Source organism: Enterococcus sp. E4-223 (assembly GCF_035727065.1).
Classification (GTDB): domain Bacteria; phylum Bacillota; class Bacilli; order Lactobacillales; family Enterococcaceae; genus Enterococcus_B; species Enterococcus_B faecium.
Map to the genome: position 1 here is coordinate 1 of NZ_JAPMLH010000013.1, position 21,596 is coordinate 21,596.

Below are 21,596 nucleotides of genomic sequence, written 5' to 3' on the forward strand. Positions count from 1 at the left end.
AAATCAAGGTATTGTTTTACTCGAGTATCCGTACCTAAAAAGTATTGTCCTGTTTCGTCAATATCTGATAAAACTTTTCGTAAAGCAGCTTCGGCCTCTGGTCGGGTGTCTCCGCCAACTTTCTCCATTTTTTTTCTTGAGCCATCATCATTGATGTCTTCAAAATAATAATACCAACGTTTTCCACGTTTTCTCACACCGCCACGCATGTTATCAATCCTTTCGTAGATGATTTGTAATAGTAAGAAATTTTATAATATTTATTTTTAATCTGATAGGGGATAGAGCAAAAATCGTATTCATAAATAAAACATACGAACTTATGTTCTTTGGTGCTTAAAAAGAAAAGCCCGAAGGCTGTTCTTTTGATCTATTAGTTTAAAGAAATATCAACTGTTTCATCATTCCAAATAGATGTAGCATATTGAAGCTTTAACTTGGCATTTGTATCAGCTTGGCCAACCAAATCACCAGTAACTGAAGCACCATCATCCAAATCGCCACTATTTAATTGGTTAATATTATCTAATGTAGTGATTTCATCCATATCAGTGGCATTACCATCTGCATTTAGCTTGAAGTCATAAGGGTTATAGGACTGCTTTTTACCAGAATTATTAGTAATTGTAATGTTTGCGATAACATATTGTTTTCCATCATCAGGAGTATCGAACTCACTACCGCTACTGTATTGCACATTATTAACTTTAATTTCATAGCCCTCGTAGCTCACAGTATCTCCAACAGCAAAGTCCTGGTTCAAAGGATCACTAGAACTCTGTGTATCTTTCTCAGCAGAATCGTTGCTACTTACTTTTTCTGTTTTAGCAGAAGTAGTTTCTTTTTTATCATCGCCACCGCCTAGCGCACCACCAACGATGAACACAACGATTACCACTAGAATCCAAAACCAAACTCTCTTATAGAATGGTTTTTTCTCTTTCATAACATATGTTTTACCATCTTCTCCTGTAACCTTTTTCTTTGCCATTATTTCTCCTCCAAAAAAATATTATTACTCCCACTTAAGGCAGGCAGTGATAGTCGCCTCCAAATCAAAGAACTATACCGTTCACGCTTTCCCCACAAAGCAAAAGCACAATTCATGATTAACTAAATTAAGAATCTATAAGCCGAAACTGGAAGACCATATAAACGAGATAAATCTTCAATTTTTCTCGGATACATTTGTGTGTCTTCTTTATATAAGTCGGCTATAAGATTAGCAGCAAAACAATTTGCTTCACTTTCAGACTTGCTTCTAGAATTTCTTGTAGAGACGTAATAACTTGATAATCCTTTGTGGAAAATGGCATGACCAAGCTCATGGGCGCAAATATAAAATCTTTCCTCAGAATCCTTTAATTCGTCATTCAAAAGAATGACAGCACGACCTAAAATCTCTTGGAATTGACCTTTAGGATCATCAATAAAAGGAACATATTCAATTTGAATGTCCATTTTTTCACAAATATAAAATGGATTAGCGGATTGATACTTCCGCTTTAGGTTCTCAACTAAATTGATAACATCCAATTCCATACCCAATCACTTCTCTTTGTCCTTGTCTTCTTTTTTGAATTTCCAAAACATGCCTGCTAAAACATCTCTGACTCTTTGAAGCTGTTCGGGTGTTAAAGTTTCGCCTCCATAAGCCATGTTAGCATTTGATTCAAGTAGCTTATCAAGTTCAATTAAATCGTTTTCGTCAGCCCATTCCGGAATATTACTGGCACTAATAGGTGAATTTTCTTCAAAATAGGAAATAGAAACGCCCAAAGCTACTGATAGTTTTTTTAAAGTTTCCAAGGTTGGATCTTTCCGTTCACCTTTTTCAAATCTAGATATTTGAGAAGCACTTACTCCAGATTTTAACGCTAACTGATTAACTCCTAATCCTTTAGAGGTTCTCAATTCTTTTAGTTTTTCTCCAAATTCCATGATAAAACCCCTTTCTAAATAAATGATATAGCCTTGTGGCAATAAAAGCAAAAAAAATTGCAATTTGACAACAAAAAGTGTTGCCAAGTGACAAAAAAAGTATTATAGTATTGTCATAAGGCAATGGAGGTGTATTAGATGAAAACTTTGCTTAAGCAAGAAAAGCTCTACTCCTTGATGCAATCAAAAGGAGATGATCCATATTCACTTGCTAAAAGAATGAATGTTGCTCCGTCAACAATTTATAGAATTTTAAACGGAGATCGCGGAATCGGTGGTGAACTCATTCCGAAATTGCTTAAAGCTTTTGATTTATCTGAGAAAGATTTTGATAAGCTTTTTATTTTTAGTGAAGTATTGCCAAAAAACAACAGACAGGAGGTTTCTAAATGAAATTTTTAATAATAGCAATATGGATATTTGGAATACTTTGTATTCAGTCAATGCGTAAATTAGAACCTAGGAATAGTTGGTACCCTTTCTACGCATTGCTAGTTTTATTAATAATTACTAGTTATCTATTATCCGTCTAATATCGTACAAAAGTGTTTCTTTCATGTACAAGCTAGTCTTGCTGACGTCGCCACTAACGACTAATTCATAGAATTCCGTAAAATGATCGTAAGCTTTTTCTGGAACATAAGGTAAACATTTATAAAAGGAAGATTTTAATGCCATTTCAGATTTAGTACTAAGTGTATTGCCCATATATTCCCCGTAATATTTGAGAAAGTCTTCGAATAGAGTTCGAACATGGCTGGAGTATTGTTCATATTTTTTCTGCTGAACTTCTAACTTTTTTACTTTCAGTAAATACCGATTGTTAAGTAGTGTAGTTAAAATCGGTGAAATAAGGGCCACTAAAGCAACAATTACGGAAATTGTAATTGATAGATTAAATTTCATAATAATCACCTCGCTTTCGAGATGATTATATCAAATAAATAAGGAGATGATTCTAATGACACGACAAGAAAAAATAAACATCGTACTTGATGCTAGACCTAGACTAGTCCACATCATCAAATGTGCAAATGATGATCAACTCGATCGTCTAGTTGAAGAAGTCCAAAAAGAGCTTGAACGTGAACTAGATGAAGCAGCTTTCGTTTGATTCTTTAAATTAATAGTATAAAAAAATTGCTCGTATTGATATACGGGCGAATAAGAATATGAGGTGTTTAAACTGTTAAAAAAATCAAGTGTTATTCGAGAATCGTTAGTCGAAGTAATTAATAAGAGTGGTGAGACCAAAAAGGAAATAGCAAGACAAATCAACGTCTCTCAACAGTCATTAAGCGATTGGACAACATTACTTAACACGAAGCCCGTGACGTTGGAAAATGCTCAGGCGTTAACGGATCATTTTAGAGATTCTGATTTTACGCTTCAAGTGATTCATGAGTTCTTTGGTTTATTTAAATCAATAGATGGTGATGTTTATAGAAGAGATCCATCTTCACTTGATAAGTTGCAAATGATTGAATCAGATGAGCGGAAACAGAAGAAGCAAGAAGTAGAAAAAATTCTTCTTAAACAAGTAAATTACTTAACTGTTGATGATCGTCAACAAATCATTGCGTATGCTTATGAATTTTTAGACGAGATTATGGTGGAAGTGACATTAATAAGTGCGTTGTGCGAAATACTTGGAATCGATATTCGCAAGCTTAGTGAGGAACGGCTATCGTACTGGGTGGTACAAGGATATATGAAAGGATGATGGAAATGGAAACATTGGAAAATATTTTTCCAAAAAAAGTTGTCTTGAAGCGCAACAGTAAAAGAAACATTGAAAAATTAACATACTCAGTTACTGAAGCGGCATTAGCTATAACAACAAATCCTCAAAATGTTAAAGATTTGATTGAGATGGGATACATCGGTTTTTTGAAACTCGGTGAAATTAGAATTCCTAAAACTGAAGTCGCTCGATTTTTAGAGAATCATATGAATGAAGATCTTGCTAGCGAAATTGCTAAATATAGAGAGGAGAGAAAGAAATGAAAACTGTATTTAAAATGACTGTCAAGAGCGCTTTGCTTATGAGTCTAGTAGCAATCGTACTGGCAAGTATTAATCCAGCATATGCACTTATTTATTGGGGAACCTTAGTAACGGTTACTGCTGTAAGAGAAAGTTTCAAAATGCCAACACAAAAAAGACCGACCAGCGACGGCAATCGCTAATCGGCAACATATCAAAATAACTTAACTGTATTTTAGCACGAAAGGAAGGCTAAAACAATGAATGATTTTGGACAAGCATTAGATCAGTATTTAACTACTCCTGAATGGGGCACGCCACATAAGGAGGAGGAAGACGATGAGTAAATCTACCTTAGAAATGAGCCATCAAGAATGGCTTGAAGACCGTAAGAAAGGCATCGGAGGCTCGGATGTTGGAACAATTTTAGGATTGAATAAATGGAAATCTCCTTATCAACTATGGTTAGAAAAAACAGGACAAATAGTACTTGAAGAATCAGGAAGTGAGCCCGCTTATTGGGGTAATGTTTTAGAAGAAGTGGTTGCTAAAGAGTTTCAAGAACGTACAGGTAAAAAGGTTCGCAGAAGAAACCAAGTCTTTGAACATCCATTGCATCCGTTTCTAAGAGCGAATATTGATCGTGATGTAGTGGGAGAAAATGCCATTCTGGAATGCAAAACAGCCAATCAATTTCTCGGCAATGAGTGGGAAGGTGAAGAAGTACCACTCAGTTATCTCTGCCAAGTTCAACATTACATGAACGTTCTAAACAAAGACTATTGTTACATCGCTGTCTTAATCGGTGGTCAAAAATTTATCTGGAAGCGGATTGAACGAGATCAAGAGTTGATCGATACAATCACTGAACAATTAGTAGAGTTTTGGGAAACGAATGTTCTTGGAGGCATCGAGCCAGTTATTGACGGTAGTCAAGCGACAGCTGATTTCTTGAAAGAAAAGTATGCAGATGTTGAAGACGCTCAAACGGCGTTGCCAATTCGTTTTGATGAACTAGTTGAACAGAAAAACGAACTCAAACGGACTAAGAAAGAAATTGAATCGGCTATTCGACAGGTGGACAACGAGTTCATCAGTGAATTAGGTAAACGTGAAGCTAGTATCGGGGTCACTCAAAAAAACATCATCAGTTGGAAACTTGTCCGTACGAAACGTATAAGCTCGAAGAAACTAGCAGAGAAATATCCAGATGTCGCAAATGATGAAGAGATTTATAACGTTACTGAATCAAGAAGGCTAACCGAAAAGGAGATTAAATAATATGGCAACAAATGAATCGTTAAAAAACCAATTGGCAGAAAAGCCACAGAAACAAGTTGCACCAGGACAGTTAGGGCTTAAAGCTCTAATGAATACACCAACAATGAGAAAGAAATTCGAAGAAGTACTTCATGATAACGCAAATGCCTTCATGTCTAACGTAATGACTCTTGTATCTAATGACAGTTATCTTGCAGATAGTGAACCAATGTCTATCATGAGTGGTGCGTTAACTGCTGCAACATTAAATCTTGGGCTAGATAAGAATTTAGGTTATGCATATTTAGTTCCATTCAATAGTAAAAACAAGCAAACAGGAAAATGGGAAAAGAAAGCTCAATTCATGCTTGGCTATAAAGGATATATCCAATTAGCCCAACGATCAGGTAAATACAAAGCATTAAATGTGATTGAAGTTTACGAAGGAGAACTAAAAAGCTGGAACCGACTGACAGAAGAGTTTGAGTTTGATCCAAATGGTAGAACATCTGATGAAGTCATTGGATATGTTGGCTATTTTGAATTACTGAATGGATTCAAGAAAACTGTCTATTGGACCAAACAAGAAATTGAAGCTCATCGAATTGCTAACAATAAAGATCGCGACAAAACAAAGTTAAGTGGTGTGTGGGCGTCTGATTACAATGCAATGGCACGAAAAACTGTTCTGAGAAATCTTCTTTCTAAATGGGGGATCTTGTCCATCGAAATGCAAGAAGCCACCACATCGGATGAGAGAGTCCAAAGAGTTCAAGAAGATGGCAGCATTATTGCTGAAACAGAAGTTGAAGAAGATATTCCTGAAAGAAAAGAAGCAGAGGTTATTTCTGAAGAAAATGAAGATGTACAAACTGGATTATTTGATGCATCTAACCCGCCGTTAAATAAATAATGAGGGAGTTTTCTCCCTCAAATTACTAGAACGAAAGGAGGGACTCAATTGGATTATATCGGACAGCTTAATGCTTTCGACAATTGGCTTGAATATAACGAGCTTGGCGCTGGTCCCCAATTGCTTTGGTACAAGCTTATGGCTATAGCAAACAGAAGTGGATGGCAGAGCGAATTATCGATTGCCAATACAAGGCTACAAGCAATGACTAAAACGTCTGAAAAAACATTGATTAATAATCGAAACCAATTGATCCAAAATGGACTCCTTCAATATAAAAAGAGAGGTCGTACAAAAGCTGGTGTTTATATCCTTTCTGATTTAACTGGAAATTTTACAGTAAAAACTACAGTAGATAATACGGTAGAAAACTCCACTACTGGAAATATTCCAGTAGATAGTAAAGTAAATTCGAAAGTAAATAGGGAAGTAAATCCTTCAGTAGATTCTGCAGTAAATCCTTCAGCTTATATAAACAATACAAAACAAAACAAGACAAATAAAGAAGATGATATAGGCGTGTATGAGTTCATCCAAAAAAACTGGGGGAAAGCACCTACTGGACTTTTGCAAGGAGCATTAGGACCGATGATTAAAACTTGGGGAGCAGATATGATTCTCTTTGCTTTTAAATTAGCTTTCGAAAACAACGTTGAGATGCCAGGATTGAAAAAATACGTTGAAGCGATATTAAATTCATGGAGTAATCAAGGAATTAAGACAATGGAATCAGCAGAAAAAGCCCAAGAAGATTTTAAGAACAAGAAAAAACAAAACTATCTTCCTAAACGTCAAAACAATGTACGGCGTGAAAAGTTACCTGATTGGGTCAACAAACCTCAAGAAGAAAAGGCACTAGATCCTGATAAAAAAGCAGAATTAGAAGCCCGCTTTGCTGCTTATCAGGCTAAGAAGGAGGCGCTTCTTGAGAATGAATAAATATCGTAATCGAAAAACTGTTCATCGAGGTATCAAGTTTGATTCTATCGCAGAAGCGAAGTACTACGATCTAGCTTTGTGGCAAGCGGAAGCGAACGGCTGGAAAGTAAAACTTCAGGAACGATTTGAGCTGATGCCGAAATTTGAACTAGATGGAAAGAAGTATCGCAAGATCGAGTATATTCCCGACTTCACATTTTATAAAAACGGCAAACTTGTCAAAGTCGTAGATGTTAAAGGAATGCAGACAAAAGACTTTAAGATCAAGGCAAAGTTGTTCTGTCATCAATATCAAGTGCCGTTGATATTAGCTAAAAAATATCGGAATACGTTCAAGGAAGAGCGTTTTTAACGAGGTGGTCCATCATGACAACAGAAGAAGTGATTCAAATGCGTATTCGAAGCATTCAACGTGAGATTGACGATCTGGAACGAACAAAGGCAGTGATGGTCAATGAAACGGCTAGAAAGGCAATCGATTTGCACATAGAGAATTTAAGAAGGGAAATTCGTAGATTGGAGGAATGAGCGTGGATAAGAAAGCAGCAATGAAACGAATTGCTGAATTAACCAAGTCAGAATCTTGGCAAGAAGACAAAGAAATAGTTGCAGAAGTCCAAAAGCTCGGTAAATCAATGTGGGCTGAAAAAACCAAACGGAGAACGCCGAGAAAAATTGCAATCTGGCATGGTGATCGAATTCTAGTAACAGGTACTGCTGAACAGTTATCTGAAATTACTGGATTAAGCAAAAACATTATCTGGGATAGAGCTAGGAGCTTATGGATTGATTCAAAAGGACGACAGTTTAGGTATGTGGAGGAGAAAAAATGGACGAACTAATCACAAAAGTAGAGCAGTGGGCAAAAGATAAGGGATTGGATCAAACTGATTCCAGCAAGCAAATGTTAAAAACGATCGAAGAGATTGGGGAAGTTGCCGCTTCTCTAGCTAGAAAAGATGAACATGGTTTAAGAGACGGAATTGGAGACGTAGTAGTAACCTTGATTATTTTAGCTATGCAAAATGATATGGATTTGTACGAGTGTCTGAACCAAGCATACAACGAAATCAAAGGACGCACAGGGAAGATGGTAGATGGTGTGTTCGTGAAGTCGAGTGATTTGGAGGATGTGAAATGAAATACGAAATACCACTAAGTGAAGCGGGCATTCAAGCAATTATCAATGGTCGGGAGGTTAACATAGAACTTCCTGATGGTACTGAATTAGTCATCAGACAAAGTTATTTGAAAGATATGGCAGCTCCAGTATTAATTGATCGTTTTAACGTGACTGATTCTGTGGTAGAGAACCACTTAAAAGAATTTCGATCAAGTATAGACAACACTTTCAGATTAGGGAGTTGATTGAAAATGAACAACAGGCACCGCAGAATAACAAAACTAAGAAAACAGGAACTGAGTGTACTAAAGACAAAGTTTGAAAAAGAATATGGAATTTCAGCAGAAGAAACATATAAAGTGGCAAGCCAGTATGTTGCTGATGCAAGTGATGCTATTCGTAAGTTTGGAATTTCGATATTAAGTGATGATCGTAAATGGGAGGAAAAAGAATGAAACTAAAAGACGGATTTTACGCTAGTAGTCATGGTATCGGCGGTTTAATGCTAGATATGCCGACAAAGAACCCTAAAACACGTAAGAAACCAAAAGTCAAAGTCGGTGACATGGTTCGCTGCGAAGCAGAAGGATTCATCTATCCATTTCGTGGATATGTAGAAAAGGTATTGTCGAACTCAGCGATCATTCGCATTGAAAACACGATGGAATGTGACAAGTTATTAGCGAAAAGCAAAGAGAATTTAGCAGTGGTGAGATTGGTGGATATTAAACTAATCAATGACAAATAAAAAAGCCGGATCGCTCCGACTGATGTAATAAATCCGACAAGTTTATTATATCACAGGAGGCAGCTATGGAGTTAAAAGGAATTGAGTTAAGTGACATCGAAAAAATGCAAGGAGATCATTGTGCAATCATCATTTCAAACGGGCAAATGAAAAGTGTAAAGCTTCCTCCGTTTGGAACAATAGTCATAGAATCCCATTGCAATAAAGTCAAGCAAGTTAAAGAAGAAGTGAAACAATTATTTTAAATATCGTCCTACCAGAAAACTGGCGGACACAAGTTGACAAGAACTTTCTTGTTGATTTGTGTCCGCTTTTTTGTTTGCGAAATTATTGAGGAGGCTATCTATATGAATGATTTAATTCAGGAATACAAGAATGACTTGAAAATGTTGAAAAAGCAACATCAAAAAATCTTAAATAAACGATATCGCACACCTGTCAAAGAACATGGGAGAGTGATACATAAATTAATTGATGATCGTTCTCCTCAAGATATAGCAGATCAAAAAGTAATAGCAGAAGCTATCTCTACTACAGAGTACGCTTTATTCTGGTTAGAAACAGGCAGAGAGAAGCCTTTCGATGATGAGCAAGCCAAGAAGATACCAAAGCATAGAAGAGCCGTTAAACTGGCAGATATAGATGTTATGAGCTATCAAGTTTATTTACAGGAAGTAGAAAAGCCAGCAGAAGAGACGATTTCTCCGAAGAAAAAAGAGATGTTGCTCCAAGTGACGGAGATAGAATCTTTGCTTTCTAATAAAGAACTGACATTATTTCATTTAATTAATAAAGATTTATGTACTTATGGAGAAGCAGCAGAACAAATGAATCTAGCTGTGGGTACTGTTAAATCTATGTCACAGCGAATTAAAAATAAGATCGACAATTATTTTGAATATGGTCATCAAATAAATCTATTTGAAATTTGCTAAAACTTGTAAACCATTCCCACCTATAAGTGAAGACAATTAATAGATTAGACACTCACAAGTTTATTCATTCTTTTATTCTGAATAATTGTTCTTCAAAAATAAAACGCAAGGGAGGGAATCTCCCTCATCGTTTTAAATTAAGCTTCGATAGACAGCAACGGAAATATTAAGAATAAGGATGTGAATTCCAACTCCTTCTGAATTCTTCGTACGCTGCTGTCTATTTAGATATATGAATGTTGACTTCGTGGTAAGTATCTAAAATGTAAAAAAACACTTCAAAGCATCAATACAATTGTATTATTATAGTCAATTCTGATATTATTAATAAAAAAGGTGATGTCGATGAAAAAAGGAATAATAAATGCTGCTGAAGGCATAATGAAACGTTCGATAGAGATAAAAGGGAACAGCCAAGAGATAGAATCAGAAGACCTAGTTATTATTTCATTGCAAAATTCTTTAGTAGAAAAAGCAAAAGATATAAATTATCTTCTTGATAAAAAAAGAATACAATCAATTAACATTATCCTGAGATCTATGTTAGAACAATATGTTTCATTAATGTATATTTTAAAAGGCCGAACTAAATTAAAAGCTAAACTTTTTATATATTCTTATAAAATACAAAAATTAGTAAAAATGATAACTACAATGAATCATATGGAAAACATGGATGAATATGATACAAGTGAGAATGATAGTATTAGAAAAAAAGTGTTGGAAGAAATTCACCGGGATTATCCACAATTAAATTCTATCGAAGACTATATTTCTCATTTGAAAAAATTATATGATGATATTCAACCAAATAATCCTAAAAATAAAAAAGATTTTTATTATGAAAAATGGTATAACATTAATGGGAAAATTGATGGCATGCGGAGTTTAATGAAAGAAATACATATGACTGATGCAGAATATGAATTTTTTTATAGGCTATCTTCTATGGATGTACATGGAATATCTGCTTTTGGTAATGTTAAAGCTTCAAAAAACGAACTCGCTTTAGAGAGTTCGTTAGATATTAAATTGTTAGAGTCTCTTATGACTAGTTACTTAATCTTTTCAGCTAAAGCAATAGCTAACTATTATTCAGTTAATAATGATTCTAAAATCAAGGGTTATATGAAACAATTTGAAATCAATTTCAAATATCAATCTGTTAATAAGTAAAAAAATTGTAAAAGATCACTCATTGAGTGGTCTTTTTCTTTACATAAAGGAGGCTGTATAATGAGAAACTACTGGTATGTATCACTAACAAACCGATATCCGCAACCGAACACTGATGATCCAGTGAGGGTTGTCCAATCGGTCCAAATAAAAAAGAAGTACTCCATCATTGAAATGACCAGAGAAGCAACACCAAAAGAGATTGATAAATGCAAGCTCGTTTATTGCGGTCATGGTTTCTTTGATGAACCAAACATTCAAAATAATATTAACAAGAATTTGAGGGATTAGAATGCAAGAAATGGTTTAAAAATCTCCAATCAGGACAAATTAAGTTAGACAAAGTTTCAGATTTAAAGATATTGATTGAAGCTGATCTAATGTTGAAAGATATCGATAGTTAGTAGATAATTAAAATAAAACTAACAGAGGTAATAAAATGTTACGAGATATTTTTTGTGATTCAAATGGAGAGATTGTTTGGTCAGCTATTTCAGCTACTGTTTCAGCTTTATCTGCTTTTCTTGTGTTTGTAGGCGTAATTATGAATATATGTACACAAAGAAAAATAGCTAAACAACAAATAGATGCTAATTTAAAAGCAAAAGCAAGAATAGAGTGGATAAGCGAAGTCAGAAGGTTGGTTTCTGAATATTTAGTAGTAATTCATAAAGTTGGAGAATTGTTATTTTTGCTGAAGGAAAATAATATTAAAAAAAAGCAGGAAATAAGGAGAAATCAAAGTACACTTGGGAAAGATTCGAGAGAAATCCTTGAAAGCAATAAACAATACGCAATAGAAACGGATCTCAACGAAAAAGAACGAAAGAAACTACTATTAGAACTCGAAAATCAGAAATATAAAGCTTTAGCTATTTCAGAACAATTAGTATTGTACTTTTCTAATCAAAAAGAGCATGAAAAAATTAGAAAAAGCTTGAACAATATCAAGGGAATAATTATAGATATATACAATAAAGCTTATGGACCGGATATTAGTGAGACTTATTATGATGAAAAAAGTCCAATTCTAAATGAAAATTCCGAAGAATTAAGTGAAGAAATTGGTAAATATTTAAAAATAGAATGGGACAGAGCGAAAAAAGGCGAATAGAAAAACAAAACTCAACCTAAACAGAATGTGAGGTGGTGTGTATTGAATGGCAAGAAAACGTGATCCAAGACGTGATGAAGCCAAGAAAATTTGGTTGGAATCTAACGGAGAAAAGCAGTTAAAAGAAATTGCATCTGAATTAAATGTTTCAGATTCTCAAATTAGAAAATGGAAATCGCAAGACAAGTGGAGCGCTGAATTGAAAAGTAACGTTACCAATGGCAAAAGTAACGTTACCAATCAAGGTGGCGCTCCTATTGGTAATCAAAATGCTAAAGGTAACAAAGGAAATAGCCGAGCCTCTCCGCCAGTAGGTAATAAAAATGCCTTGAAAACAGGAGAGTATGAAACAATATTTTTTGAGACATTAAGCGATGAAGAGAAGGACATCTATTCTAGTTTGAATGATGATCCTTCTTTTGCTTTGTCTGAAGAAATACGGCTACTTAAGATAAGGCAACTTCGAATGATGAAGAGAATCCAACAAGCCGAAGCTGGTTTAAATGATGAAGAAGTCGAACGTCTCCAGCAACTGCGCAATATTAAAACGCCACTTGATGTTGGTGGTAAAAAGCTTGAGATTAAGCGTGAAGTGATGCAAGATGTTCAAATCACTAGAAAAACACGTAGAAAGATAGATGATATTTTATCTATTGAAGATTCATTGACACGCATCAGCAATCAGTTGTCACGAGCTATCAAGCAGTTATCAGAATTAAGCGTACAGGGCAAGCGTGCTGCTTTAATGACGGCACAAGCTGAAAAGCTAAATGCTGAAATCCGAGAACTAAACGGCGGTGAGGATGAGCCTGAATCAACGGTTATTATCGATGACATTCCGTTAGTTGAAAGCGAGGTTGGTTCAAATGGCATTAATGGCCAAGAAACAAACTCAAATTAAAACTACGGACTTGATTAACCCGCATTTCTATAAAGTTTGGCATGCAAAGTATCCTTATATTTTAATGAAAGGCGGACGTGGTTCTTTTAAATCATCTGTTATCAGTCTGAAATTAGCAACAGAAATGAAGAAGCACACACAAGCTAAGCACAAAGTAAATGTTGTCTGTATGATGAGCCAACATAAGTATTTAAGAGACGCTGTCTACGAACAAATCAAGTGGGCACTTTCAATGCTTGACATTTCAAAAGAATATAAGTTTCGTACTTCTCCATTGCGCATCATTCATAAACGGACTGGCTCTAAGTTCTACTTTTACGGTGTGGATGATCCGTTAAAACTCAAATCAAATGCAATTGGTGATGTCATTGCTTTGTGGTATGAAGAAGCCGCAAACTTTGAAAGCGAAGAAGTATTTGACCAGACGAATGCAACCTTTATCCGTCAACGGTCGCCATGGGTAGATCAAGTACAAGTTTACTATTCATGGAATCCACCCAAGAATCCATATGATTGGGTTAACGAATGGGTAGAGAAATGCATACGCCTAGATGATCATTTAGTGGACCACTCGACTTATAAAGATGATGAGTTAGGTTTTACGGATCCTCAGCAATTAAAGCTGATAGAAACGTATAGAGAAAATGATGAAGATTACTATCGATGGCTTTACTTAGGCGAAGTGATTGGTCTGGGCACGCTCATCTATAACATGGATCATTTCCATCCGCTTGATGAGTTACCAGATGATGATTACATCGTTCAGATTTGCTTTTCAATCGATAGTGGACACCAAATATCAGCGACTACCTGTGGTTGCTATGCCATTACAAGAAAAAGAAATGTCATTTTGCTAGATACTTATTACTACTCTCCAGAAGGTAAAGTAAATAAGAAAGCACCGGACGAGTTATCTAAAGATTTGCATGATTTCATTGAAAGATGTCAATCTAAATACAATAAATATGCCTATAAAATCACGATTGATTCAGCAGAAGGTGCTTTAAAGAATCAATACTATAAAGATTACAATGAGAGATTTCATGCAGTGGCCAAAGCTAAAAAAGTGGATATGATCGATTATGTACAGAACCTCCTTGCACAAGGCAGGTTTTTTTATTTAGATACGGAAGCAAATCGAATATTTATTAAAGAGCATCGTGATTATCGATGGGATGAAGATACTTTACAATCTGATGATCCAAAAGTTATCAAAGTTGGTGACCATACATGTGACCAGTTCCAATATTTTGTAAAAGATAATCTAAGTGATTTAGGACTGAAATGGTAGGTGAGAAAATGAGTGGGATTCAGCGCATCAAAAACTTTTTTAAGAAAGGAGTGAAACGAATAGATATGAATTTGAATGGCATAGAACTTGGTAAAATCACAGATCATCCCAAAATTGGGATTGATTCGCTAGAGTACGCTCGAATAGCGGAGAACTTCAAATATTATGCTAATTTATTTCCGGATGTCAACTATAAGAGTTCATTTGGCGACAATAAAAAACGAGAATTTAAATCATTGAACGTGACTAAGACTGCTGCGAGACGATTGGCTAGTATCATTTTCAATGAAAAATGTAAAGTTACGCTGAACGATCCCACTGATAAAAAGGATGTTTCTAAAGAGATTAAAGAAGCATCTGAATTTTTGGAACAAACATTATACGACAACAATTTCTATAATTTGTTCGAATTGAATCTTGAGAAAGGTATCGCTGCAGGAGGATTTGCTATGCGGCCTTACATTGATGGAGATAAGATTAAAATCTCGTGGATTCGTGCAGATCAGTTTTACCCGTTACGTTCAAATACAAACGAAATTAGTGAGTGTGCTATTGCTACTAAATCAATTCAAACTGAAGGGGACACGAATTACTACTACACGCTCCTCGAATTTCATGAGTGGCAAGACGAAAAGTATGTTATCAGTAATGAGCTTTACAAATCTGACAACAGTAACGTTGTTGGAAAGCAAGTTCCACTGTCGATTCTATATCCTGACTTAGCTGAAACAGTCACACTAGAAGGTTTGAAGAGACCGCTTTTTGCTTACTTCAGAACGCCTGGAGCTAACAATAAATCGTTAGAGAGCCCATTAGGCGTTGGAATCGTTGATAATGCAAAAGAAATTTTAGATACCATCAACAATACTCATGACCAATTTGCTTGGGAAATACAAATGGGACAAAGGCGTGTCGTGGTTCCTGCTGAATTTCTCAAAACAGATGAAGCCCATCCGCCAATGTTTGATAGTGATCAAAATGTATTTGTAGGGATGTATGGGGCAGAAAATGCTGGAATAAAAGATATTACTACGGCAATACGAACAGTTCAATATAAGGACGCTATCAGTCATCTAATTAAAGAGTTCGAGGTGCAGGTTGGTTTGTCAGTGGGTTCGATGAACTATGCGGATGACGGCATTAAAACGGCCACTGAGATTGTTTCTAACAATTCCATGACTTATCAGACACGTTCAAGCTATTTGACTATGGTTGAAAAAGTTATCAATGAGCTTATTCATTCTATTTTTGAACTTGCAGGATACGGAGAAATGTTTGAAAGCGAGAAACCACTATTCTCTATTGAATATGATAGTTATTTAGTAACAGTTAGTTTTGAGGATGGTCTATTTGTCGATCGTAACAAACAATTAGAAAATGATCTAAAGGCTGTAACTGCTGGCGTAATGCCTAAGAAACAGTTTCTTATACGTAATTACAATCTAAACGAAGATGAATTAGAAGATTGGTTAGCTGCATTAAAAGATGAAATGCCAGAAGCGGGATCAACCGAACGGCGTAGTCAAGATGCCTTATTCGATTTAGGTGATTAATTATGATTACACCAGAAAAAATGCAAAAGGCCGCAAACTCAATTATCAATATCTATTCAGAACTGGAAGACCGAATCTTTAACATCATAATCAAAGCGTTAAAACAATCTCGTTTTCAAGATGTAGCTAAAGAAGACGTGCTTTTGTGGCAAGTAAATCAACTTTCTAAAATGGGTACACTGAACGATAAAGTTATTGATTTGTTAGCAAGTTATACTGGCGAAACTCAAGAAGCGATTGAACAATTGATTAAAGGAAACGGCGTGAAGATCGTTGATGAAATTGATCGAGAGTTAGAACGAATGGTCCATAAAAGTGTTCCTGTATCTGACGACGTAAACAAAATTCTAGACTCTTTGGTTCGTCAAACTTTCCAAGACTTAAATAATAATGTCAATCAAACGCTGATCACTACTAATTTCAACGAGAATGCAGTCATGAGAGCTTATCAAGCAATTCTCAAACAATCAACCATCGAATCTATGACAGGTCTTAAAACGCATGAGAAAGCCGTAAAAGATAACGTCTACAAAATGGTTGATATGGGAATTAAATCGGGTTTTGTTGATAAAGCTGGTCGAGAGTGGTCGATGGAAGCTTACTCGAGAACAGTGATTCAATCCACCTCACACAGAACGTTTAATGATCTTCGTTTGAAACGAATGGAGGACTTCGACTGTGTCACTGCATTAATGAGTAGTCATCCAGCAGCTCGCGAAGCCTGTGCGCCAATTCAAGGCGGATGGGTATTAACTGTGCCGAAAAATGAAGCGCCAGAAGAATTCAAGCATTTACCATCTATTTACGATCACGGATACGGCGAGCCCGGTGGAACGCAAGGAATTAACTGTACACATATTCTTTATCCTGGTAGGCCTGATGTGAATACAAATAATCAGCCACAATACGATCCAGAAAAAGCACAAGAAAACGCTGAAATTCAACAGCAACAACGAAAGTTGGAACGAGATATTCGCTATCAGAAGAAGCGAATGAATGCGGCGTTAGAATTGGAAGATCCCGAAACTGTCCAGATGTGCAAACAAGTGATTGCTAACAAGCAGAAACAATTAAGAGAACTTATTAATGACAATGAGTTCTTGGTCCGTGATTACAGTAGAGAACAAGTACAAAGTTAATAATTTAAGCCTAGCAATCGCTAGTCTTTTTATTTTGCCCTGAATACGGCGTTAAACTGTTCAATCCATCGAGGGCGTAGCCTCGTTAAACAACGAAAGGATGAATGAAATGAAACGTGAAGAACTGAAAGAACTTGGCTTAACTGATGAACAGATTGGATCAATTATGGCTTTGCATGGTGTGACTGTGAACGAGTTGAATAGTCGGGTGTCTACCGCGGAACAACAGGCCACTCAATATCAAGAACAGTTAGAGAAAAACCAAAATGAGCTGAATGATTTCAAAGCAAACGCTAAAGGAAATGAAGATCTTACTAAGCAGTTAGAGGATTTACAATCTAGGTTTGATGAAATCAAGACGAGTTCTGAACAACAAATTGCTGATCTTAAAAAATCATCAGCGATTGACTTAGCTCTAACACAAGCCGGGGCTAAAAACATTAAGGCTGCTAAAGCCTTGCTAGACAGCGAATCATTGGAACTGACAGACGAGGGATTAAAAGGATTAGATGACCAACTGGCCGCACTTAAAGAAAGCGACGGTTATTTATTTGGCCAATCTGAACAGGTTCCACCTAACCCCGATGGTAAGAAGGCTACCTTTTCTGGGAATGCTAGTTCTGGCCAGAATGTGGAAGAAGATGTGTTCGCTAAAGCATTAGGAGTTTTACCAAACAAAAATTAAATTTGGAGGGAATAAAATATGGCAATTAATTACATTACAAAAGACAATGGGATTTTCGATCAGAAGATCACTCAAGGATTGTTAACGACGATCTTAGGTATTCCACAAGTTGAATTTGTGAACGGTGGTAAATCATTTACATTAACGACTATTTCAACTTCTGGTTTGAAACACCATACACGTAACAAGGGATTCAACAGCGGTACTTATGGAAATGACAAAAAAGTTTACACAATGGGTCAAGATCGAGACGTTGAATTTTACATCGATAAACAAGACGTTGATGAAACGAATCAAGACTTAGCTGTAGCTAAAATTTCAAATGTATTTATTACAGAGCACGTGCAGCCTGAAATCGATGCGTATCGTTTTTCTACTTTAGCTGCAGGCGCAGGCAAGACTAAGGAAGAAACAATTACTGAGAAAAATGCTTACTCTGCAATTAAAGCTGCTATTTTACCAGCACGTAAATTCGGCCCGCAAAACCTAGTAGCGTTTGTATCAACGACCGTAATGGATGCATTAGAACGTTCTTCAGAATTTACTCGTAATATCACTAATCAAAATGTTGGGCAAACGGCACTAGAATCTCGGGTAACTTCTCTTGATGGTGTGTTATTGGTCGAAGTTTGGGACGATACTCGTTTCAAAACTAAGTTCGATTTCACTGATGGCTACGCTGCTGCCGCTGATGCACAAGACATCAATATCTTAGTTGTCGCTAAACAAGCAGTTATCCCCGTGGTTAAAGAAAACACTGTCTTCTTGTTTGCACCGGGCGAACATTCACAAGGTGATGGCTACTTATATCAAAACCGCTTATACCACGACTGCTTTATCAAAGAACAACAAAAAGAAGGTGTATCTGTCTCTTTGGCCCCAAAAGCTTAGCCCCATCCGGCGTAACTTTGAATAAAACAACAGCTACGCTAACGGTGGGAGCAACAGAAACATTGTCTGCTACTGTATCACCAGAAACGGCAACTGATAAATCAGTCAAATTTACCTCTAGCGATGAAACAATTGCAACAGTAACGCCAGTGCAAGGAAAGGTTACTGCTATTAAAGTAGGAGCTACGACGGTCACAGCGACAACCGTAAATGGTAAAACTGCTACGTGTGAAGTCACGGTAACCGCAGCAAGCGAAGGATAGCTACTAAACTATCCTTTTTAATTGAAAGGAGGCAGTTATGAGCTATCTTACGCACGATGAATATTTAAAATCAGGATTCAACAAAGTATCAGTTTCGGAGTTTGATGACTTAGAAAAATGTGCTGCACGTCAGCTTAATCGAGTGACAGGCGATTTTTACATGAGACATTCTTTAGCTGATGACACGTTCAAATATCGAGTGGATAAGTTCAAAATCGCAATGGCTGTCCAAATTGAATATTTAAAGTCAGTTGGAGTTACTTCGTTATCAGACTTACTAAATGCTTCCCCTTCAAGTGTCAGCGTTGGTCGTATGCGTATTGAATCTGGAAGCACGAATGCAGCAACAGTTGGCAGAACGATGGTTGCAACAGAGGCTTATAACGAATTGATTTATACAGGGCTTCTTTACAAAGGAGTTGATTATAGATGATTCCATTAATGCCAAAGCAATATTGCAACCAGTCAATTACATTATGGTTAATTGATGGACATGACAAATGGCAAAAGCCTATCTTTTCAGACCCAATCACGATTAATCATATGATTTTCCAACCTCAAACAGTGTACAGCGGTAGTAATAATAATCGGCAAGTGGTAGCCAACGCTATCGCTTTTTTGTTTGCTGGAGTATCTGATCCGATGCCAGTGATTAATAAAAATCATGTTGGGTCAAAGATTGACTTTGAAGGTGAGACTTACACTATCACGACGATCGTAGATAACCGTAATCCATACAGTAACGAAGTCTACTCGTATGAGTTGGAGGTGCTGTAATGCTCCATGTTAAGGTTGAAAAAAATGGCGTCGATCGTAAGTTGTCAGTGATGAACATCAATTCAGCACTGTACTATATGACTGCCCAGATGCATCCAGACATGAACCTATATACGCCAAAACGGCAAGGACATTTAAGAGACAAATCATTTGTTAACAAGAACCGAATCACATATACCGTTCCTTACGCTAAACCTCAATTTAGAGGGATCGTCAATGGTAGTAGAGTTAAGAATTATACAACGCCAGGGACAAGCCGACGTTGGGACCTCAGAGCAAAAGCTAATCATATGGATAGTTGGCGTAGGGCATTTATCAAAGGAGGAAACTTGTAATGGATTTATGGGAACGATTATCTGATTCAATAGATTCAATTCAGGGTCTTCCAATGCCATGCTCAATGGGGTTCCTTAATGGGGAAGACACGCTTTGTGTTTATTCGATGCCAGGTAGTCGGACAGTAGAAGAATACTTTGATGGTACGAAAGAGCGTGAAATGCTCTATGAGGTCGGATTTAACACGAAAGACCAAGAAAAAGCCAATCAAACTCTTTGGCTCATATCAAATCATTTAGACGAGCTTTCAACTCTAGCATCAGAGGATGGGAGTTTCGTCTTTTTAGGTATCGAAATAAGCGAGACACCTTTTGTAAGCGAACAGGACACTCAAGGGAACTCAACTTATTTATTAGGTATCAAAATCACCATTCATCAATTCAAAAATTAGGAGGAAATTTAAATGGCAGAAAATAGTAAAGAATTTTTACTAAACTTTAAAAACAAATTGGAAATCGATACTTCAGGAAGTACAGATTTAGATCAAATCGCATCGGCTAAATTCGCACCATTAGCAGCAGGGATCACAACTATTACTCCAGCTGCAGCGGACACTACAGATGCATCCCCTTACTACGATGGAGAAGGATTCACTGATTCCACTGTAACTGGTAAAAATATCACGTTCCAAGTTGCGGGACACCGTGTATTTGGAGATCCAGCTCAAGATTATGTAGCGTCTAAATTCTTGTCAATCGGAGATGAATTACGCACGTTAGCACAATGGACTGATGCCAAAGGGAATAAGGTTCAAGCTGTTGTTACACTGACTTCTATTGTACCGTTTGGCGGTGCAGCCAATGCTAAACAAACCTTCAGCTTCACAATGGCATTCAATGGGAAACCTAAAATGGTGAAAGCGGGGGAGTAATTAGCCCTACCAGTGTAGCGTTGAATAAAACGACGACTTCACTTGTGGTTGGGGCAAACGAAACCTTAACAGCTGCCGTTTTACCGGCAGACGCAACAGATAAAACAGTGACATGGAAATCAAGCGATGCAACTATTGCAGGTGTTGATTCAACAGGGAAAGTTTCAGGAGTTAAAGCTGGAACTGCAGATATCACAGTGACTACTAAAGATGGTAGCAAGACTGCTAAATGCACAGTAACCGTTACAGCTGCATAAAAAAAGATTGAGAATGTATAACTAGAGGCTATGAAGCCTCTGGTTATTAGGAGGAAAACGAATGGCTATTAACAATATTATCGACTTAGATGCTAAATTATCGCTAACAAAATCTATGAAAATCGCAGGGAAAGTATATGAAGTTCAAATTTCAGATGAAATTGACAAAACTTTAACCGATTTAACGACTATTGATATTCCAGATCAATTAAAAAATATGACTTCAAAACTTGAAAAAATGGATGAAGATGATAATGGAGCTAAAGAATTCAAAGAATTTACTCAATCTGAAATGGATGAATTAAAAGATAAAGCTGTAACTACTCTAGATGTGATTCTTGGGAGTGGTGAAGGTAATCGCGTTTATAATTTTTACAACAAAAGTACAAAAGCCCTTTTCACAATTATTGGATTGCTTGAAAAAGAGTTGGGGGAAGTTGTTTCTGAACGTAGTAAAACAGCAAAAAAACATTACAAAAATAATCGTAAGAAGTGAT

General features: G+C 36.4%; 39 protein-coding genes. 34 read left to right on the forward strand and 5 right to left on the reverse strand.

What is annotated here, in order from left to right; all coding sequences use genetic code 11:
* The 4 genes from OS139_RS13140 to OS139_RS13155 all read right to left on the reverse strand — a co-directional run.
* Positions 1–209, reverse strand: a 209-nt coding sequence (locus OS139_RS13140; protein ID WP_325066992.1) for an Arm DNA-binding domain-containing protein, incomplete at its 3' end; no start/stop codon positions are given.
* 164 nt (positions 210–373) lie between these two features.
* Positions 374–991, reverse strand: coding sequence for a DUF4352 domain-containing protein (locus OS139_RS13145; RefSeq protein ID WP_002319155.1), 618 nt, complete (start codon positions 989–991; stop codon positions 374–376).
* A 122-nt stretch (positions 992–1,113) separates the two neighbouring features.
* Positions 1,114–1,542, reverse strand: a complete 429-nt coding sequence (locus OS139_RS13150; RefSeq protein ID WP_064376066.1) for an ImmA/IrrE family metallo-endopeptidase — start codon at positions 1,540–1,542, stop codon at positions 1,114–1,116.
* A 6-nt stretch (positions 1,543–1,548) separates the two neighbouring features.
* The gene (locus OS139_RS13155) at positions 1,549–1,941 is read right to left on the reverse strand and encodes a helix-turn-helix domain-containing protein (protein WP_325066993.1); all 393 of its coding nucleotides are present in this window, start codon (positions 1,939–1,941) and stop codon (positions 1,549–1,551) included.
* A gap of 138 nt (positions 1,942–2,079) precedes the next feature.
* Here OS139_RS13155 and OS139_RS13160 point away from each other — a divergent pair, with 138 nt between their 5' ends.
* The gene (locus tag OS139_RS13160) at positions 2,080–2,334 is read left to right on the forward strand and encodes a helix-turn-helix domain-containing protein (RefSeq protein WP_113837467.1); all 255 of its coding nucleotides are present in this window, start codon (positions 2,080–2,082) and stop codon (positions 2,332–2,334) included.
* Positions 2,335–2,451: 117 nt separating this feature from the next.
* On the opposite strand, the gene OS139_RS13165 is transcribed toward OS139_RS13160, so the two are convergent.
* On the reverse strand, positions 2,452–2,847 hold the full coding sequence (locus OS139_RS13165) for a hypothetical protein (protein WP_142652843.1): 396 nt from the start codon (positions 2,845–2,847) through the stop codon (positions 2,452–2,454).
* Between the two features lie 55 nt (positions 2,848–2,902).
* Between OS139_RS13165 and OS139_RS13170 the strand changes: the two genes are divergently transcribed.
* The 33 genes from OS139_RS13170 (at position 2,903) to OS139_RS13330 (ending at position 21,595) form a co-directional block, all read left to right on the forward strand.
* Positions 2,903–3,055 (forward strand): hypothetical protein, encoded by a 153-nt coding sequence (locus OS139_RS13170; protein WP_002301569.1) that lies wholly within the window; start codon positions 2,903–2,905, stop codon positions 3,053–3,055.
* Between the two features lie 63 nt (positions 3,056–3,118).
* Complete coding sequence (locus OS139_RS13175; RefSeq protein ID WP_002319161.1) at positions 3,119–3,664, forward strand: hypothetical protein; 546 nt, start codon at positions 3,119–3,121, stop codon at positions 3,662–3,664.
* Positions 3,661–3,948, forward strand: a complete 288-nt coding sequence (locus OS139_RS13180; protein WP_325066996.1) for a DNA-binding protein — start codon at positions 3,661–3,663, stop codon at positions 3,946–3,948. The genes OS139_RS13175 and OS139_RS13180 overlap by 4 nt, the downstream gene beginning before the upstream one ends.
* Positions 3,945–4,130 (forward strand): hypothetical protein, encoded by a 186-nt coding sequence (locus OS139_RS13185; RefSeq protein ID WP_002319163.1) that lies wholly within the window; start codon positions 3,945–3,947, stop codon positions 4,128–4,130. The genes OS139_RS13180 and OS139_RS13185 overlap by 4 nt, the downstream gene beginning before the upstream one ends.
* 136 nt (positions 4,131–4,266) lie before the next feature.
* Positions 4,267–5,208 carry a YqaJ viral recombinase family nuclease gene (locus OS139_RS13190; protein ID WP_325066997.1) on the forward strand — a complete coding sequence of 314 codons (942 nt, stop codon included), beginning with the start codon at positions 4,267–4,269 and terminating at the stop codon, positions 5,206–5,208.
* A 1-nt stretch (position 5,209) separates the two neighbouring features.
* Positions 5,210–6,100, forward strand: coding sequence for a recombinase RecT (locus tag OS139_RS13195; protein ID WP_002303277.1), 891 nt, complete (start codon positions 5,210–5,212; stop codon positions 6,098–6,100).
* Between the two features lie 48 nt (positions 6,101–6,148).
* A complete protein-coding gene (locus tag OS139_RS13200; protein WP_325066998.1) occupies positions 6,149–7,039 on the forward strand; it encodes a DnaD domain-containing protein in 891 nt (296 codons plus the stop codon).
* Positions 7,032–7,391, forward strand: coding sequence for a DUF1064 domain-containing protein (locus OS139_RS13205; protein ID WP_325066999.1), 360 nt, complete (start codon positions 7,032–7,034; stop codon positions 7,389–7,391). The genes OS139_RS13200 and OS139_RS13205 overlap by 8 nt, the downstream gene beginning before the upstream one ends.
* Positions 7,392–7,405: 14 nt before the next feature.
* Complete coding sequence (locus OS139_RS13210) at positions 7,406–7,567, forward strand: hypothetical protein (protein ID WP_002301517.1); 162 nt, start codon at positions 7,406–7,408, stop codon at positions 7,565–7,567.
* The gene (locus tag OS139_RS13215; protein WP_325067000.1) at positions 7,564–7,881 is read left to right on the forward strand and encodes a hypothetical protein; all 318 of its coding nucleotides are present in this window, start codon (positions 7,564–7,566) and stop codon (positions 7,879–7,881) included. Before OS139_RS13210 ends, OS139_RS13215 begins: the two co-directional genes overlap by 4 nt.
* The gene (locus OS139_RS13220) at positions 7,869–8,180 is read left to right on the forward strand and encodes a MazG-like family protein (protein WP_010729165.1); all 312 of its coding nucleotides are present in this window, start codon (positions 7,869–7,871) and stop codon (positions 8,178–8,180) included. Before OS139_RS13215 ends, OS139_RS13220 begins: the two co-directional genes overlap by 13 nt.
* Positions 8,177–8,407 (forward strand): hypothetical protein, encoded by a 231-nt coding sequence (locus OS139_RS13225; protein ID WP_002304474.1) that lies wholly within the window; start codon positions 8,177–8,179, stop codon positions 8,405–8,407. The genes OS139_RS13220 and OS139_RS13225 overlap by 4 nt, the downstream gene beginning before the upstream one ends.
* A gap of 6 nt (positions 8,408–8,413) precedes the next feature.
* The gene (locus tag OS139_RS13230; RefSeq protein ID WP_104875931.1) at positions 8,414–8,617 is read left to right on the forward strand and encodes a toxin PIN; all 204 of its coding nucleotides are present in this window, start codon (positions 8,414–8,416) and stop codon (positions 8,615–8,617) included.
* Positions 8,614–8,910 carry a hypothetical protein gene (locus tag OS139_RS13235; protein WP_325067002.1) on the forward strand — a complete coding sequence of 99 codons (297 nt, stop codon included), beginning with the start codon at positions 8,614–8,616 and terminating at the stop codon, positions 8,908–8,910. Before OS139_RS13230 ends, OS139_RS13235 begins: the two co-directional genes overlap by 4 nt.
* A 65-nt stretch (positions 8,911–8,975) precedes the next feature.
* Positions 8,976–9,155, forward strand: coding sequence for an XtrA/YqaO family protein (locus tag OS139_RS13240; RefSeq protein WP_002318683.1), 180 nt, complete (start codon positions 8,976–8,978; stop codon positions 9,153–9,155).
* Positions 9,156–9,257: 102 nt separating this feature from the next.
* Positions 9,258–9,845 carry a hypothetical protein gene (locus OS139_RS13245; RefSeq protein WP_002309105.1) on the forward strand — a complete coding sequence of 196 codons (588 nt, stop codon included), beginning with the start codon at positions 9,258–9,260 and terminating at the stop codon, positions 9,843–9,845.
* 345 nt (positions 9,846–10,190) lie between these two features.
* Positions 10,191–11,021, forward strand: coding sequence for a DUF5677 domain-containing protein (locus OS139_RS13250; protein WP_060812769.1), 831 nt, complete (start codon positions 10,191–10,193; stop codon positions 11,019–11,021).
* 60 nt (positions 11,022–11,081) lie between these two features.
* Positions 11,082–11,312 (forward strand): hypothetical protein, encoded by a 231-nt coding sequence (locus OS139_RS13255; RefSeq protein ID WP_325067005.1) that lies wholly within the window; start codon positions 11,082–11,084, stop codon positions 11,310–11,312.
* Positions 11,313–11,460: 148 nt separating this feature from the next.
* Positions 11,461–12,135, forward strand: a complete 675-nt coding sequence (locus OS139_RS13260; RefSeq protein WP_325067006.1) for a hypothetical protein — start codon at positions 11,461–11,463, stop codon at positions 12,133–12,135.
* A 46-nt stretch (positions 12,136–12,181) separates the two neighbouring features.
* Complete coding sequence (gene terS, locus OS139_RS13265; RefSeq protein WP_114635985.1) at positions 12,182–13,036, forward strand: phage terminase small subunit; 855 nt, start codon at positions 12,182–12,184, stop codon at positions 13,034–13,036.
* On the forward strand, positions 13,002–14,327 hold the full coding sequence (locus tag OS139_RS13270) for a PBSX family phage terminase large subunit (RefSeq protein WP_114635986.1): 1,326 nt from the start codon (positions 13,002–13,004) through the stop codon (positions 14,325–14,327). The genes terS and OS139_RS13270 overlap by 35 nt, the downstream gene beginning before the upstream one ends.
* Positions 14,321–15,880, forward strand: a complete 1,560-nt coding sequence (locus tag OS139_RS13275) for a phage portal protein (protein ID WP_016629358.1) — start codon at positions 14,321–14,323, stop codon at positions 15,878–15,880. Before OS139_RS13270 ends, OS139_RS13275 begins: the two co-directional genes overlap by 7 nt.
* Before the next feature lie 2 nt (positions 15,881–15,882).
* Positions 15,883–17,019: a phage minor capsid protein gene (locus OS139_RS13280; RefSeq protein ID WP_016629359.1), complete on the forward strand. Its 1,137-nt coding sequence runs from the start codon at positions 15,883–15,885 to the stop codon at positions 17,017–17,019.
* 109 nt (positions 17,020–17,128) lie between these two features.
* Complete coding sequence (locus OS139_RS13285; RefSeq protein ID WP_002330147.1) at positions 17,129–17,704, forward strand: phage scaffolding protein; 576 nt, start codon at positions 17,129–17,131, stop codon at positions 17,702–17,704.
* An 18-nt stretch (positions 17,705–17,722) separates the two neighbouring features.
* The gene (locus tag OS139_RS13290) at positions 17,723–18,595 is read left to right on the forward strand and encodes a hypothetical protein (protein ID WP_002314911.1); all 873 of its coding nucleotides are present in this window, start codon (positions 17,723–17,725) and stop codon (positions 18,593–18,595) included.
* A gap of 17 nt (positions 18,596–18,612) precedes the next feature.
* Positions 18,613–18,858, forward strand: coding sequence for an Ig-like domain-containing protein (locus OS139_RS13295; RefSeq protein ID WP_002314912.1), 246 nt, complete (start codon positions 18,613–18,615; stop codon positions 18,856–18,858).
* A 37-nt stretch (positions 18,859–18,895) separates the two neighbouring features.
* Entirely contained in the window at positions 18,896–19,291 is a 396-nt protein-coding gene (locus OS139_RS13300) for a hypothetical protein (RefSeq protein ID WP_002300152.1), read from the forward strand.
* Entirely contained in the window at positions 19,288–19,635 is a 348-nt protein-coding gene (locus tag OS139_RS13305; RefSeq protein WP_002334703.1) for a putative minor capsid protein, read from the forward strand. Before OS139_RS13300 ends, OS139_RS13305 begins: the two co-directional genes overlap by 4 nt.
* Positions 19,635–19,970: a minor capsid protein gene (locus tag OS139_RS13310; RefSeq protein WP_114635987.1), complete on the forward strand. Its 336-nt coding sequence runs from the start codon at positions 19,635–19,637 to the stop codon at positions 19,968–19,970. The genes OS139_RS13305 and OS139_RS13310 overlap by 1 nt, the downstream gene beginning before the upstream one ends.
* Positions 19,970–20,362 (forward strand): phage tail terminator protein, encoded by a 393-nt coding sequence (locus tag OS139_RS13315; protein WP_002334701.1) that lies wholly within the window; start codon positions 19,970–19,972, stop codon positions 20,360–20,362. The genes OS139_RS13310 and OS139_RS13315 overlap by 1 nt, the downstream gene beginning before the upstream one ends.
* Before the next feature lie 12 nt (positions 20,363–20,374).
* Entirely contained in the window at positions 20,375–20,842 is a 468-nt protein-coding gene (locus OS139_RS13320) for a phage tail tube protein (protein ID WP_016629364.1), read from the forward strand.
* Between the two features lie 20 nt (positions 20,843–20,862).
* Positions 20,863–21,099, forward strand: a complete 237-nt coding sequence (locus OS139_RS13325; protein WP_025481810.1) for an Ig-like domain-containing protein — start codon at positions 20,863–20,865, stop codon at positions 21,097–21,099.
* 61 nt (positions 21,100–21,160) lie between these two features.
* Positions 21,161–21,595 (forward strand): hypothetical protein, encoded by a 435-nt coding sequence (locus OS139_RS13330; protein WP_002318697.1) that lies wholly within the window; start codon positions 21,161–21,163, stop codon positions 21,593–21,595.
* Position 21,596 lies beyond the last annotated feature (1 nt).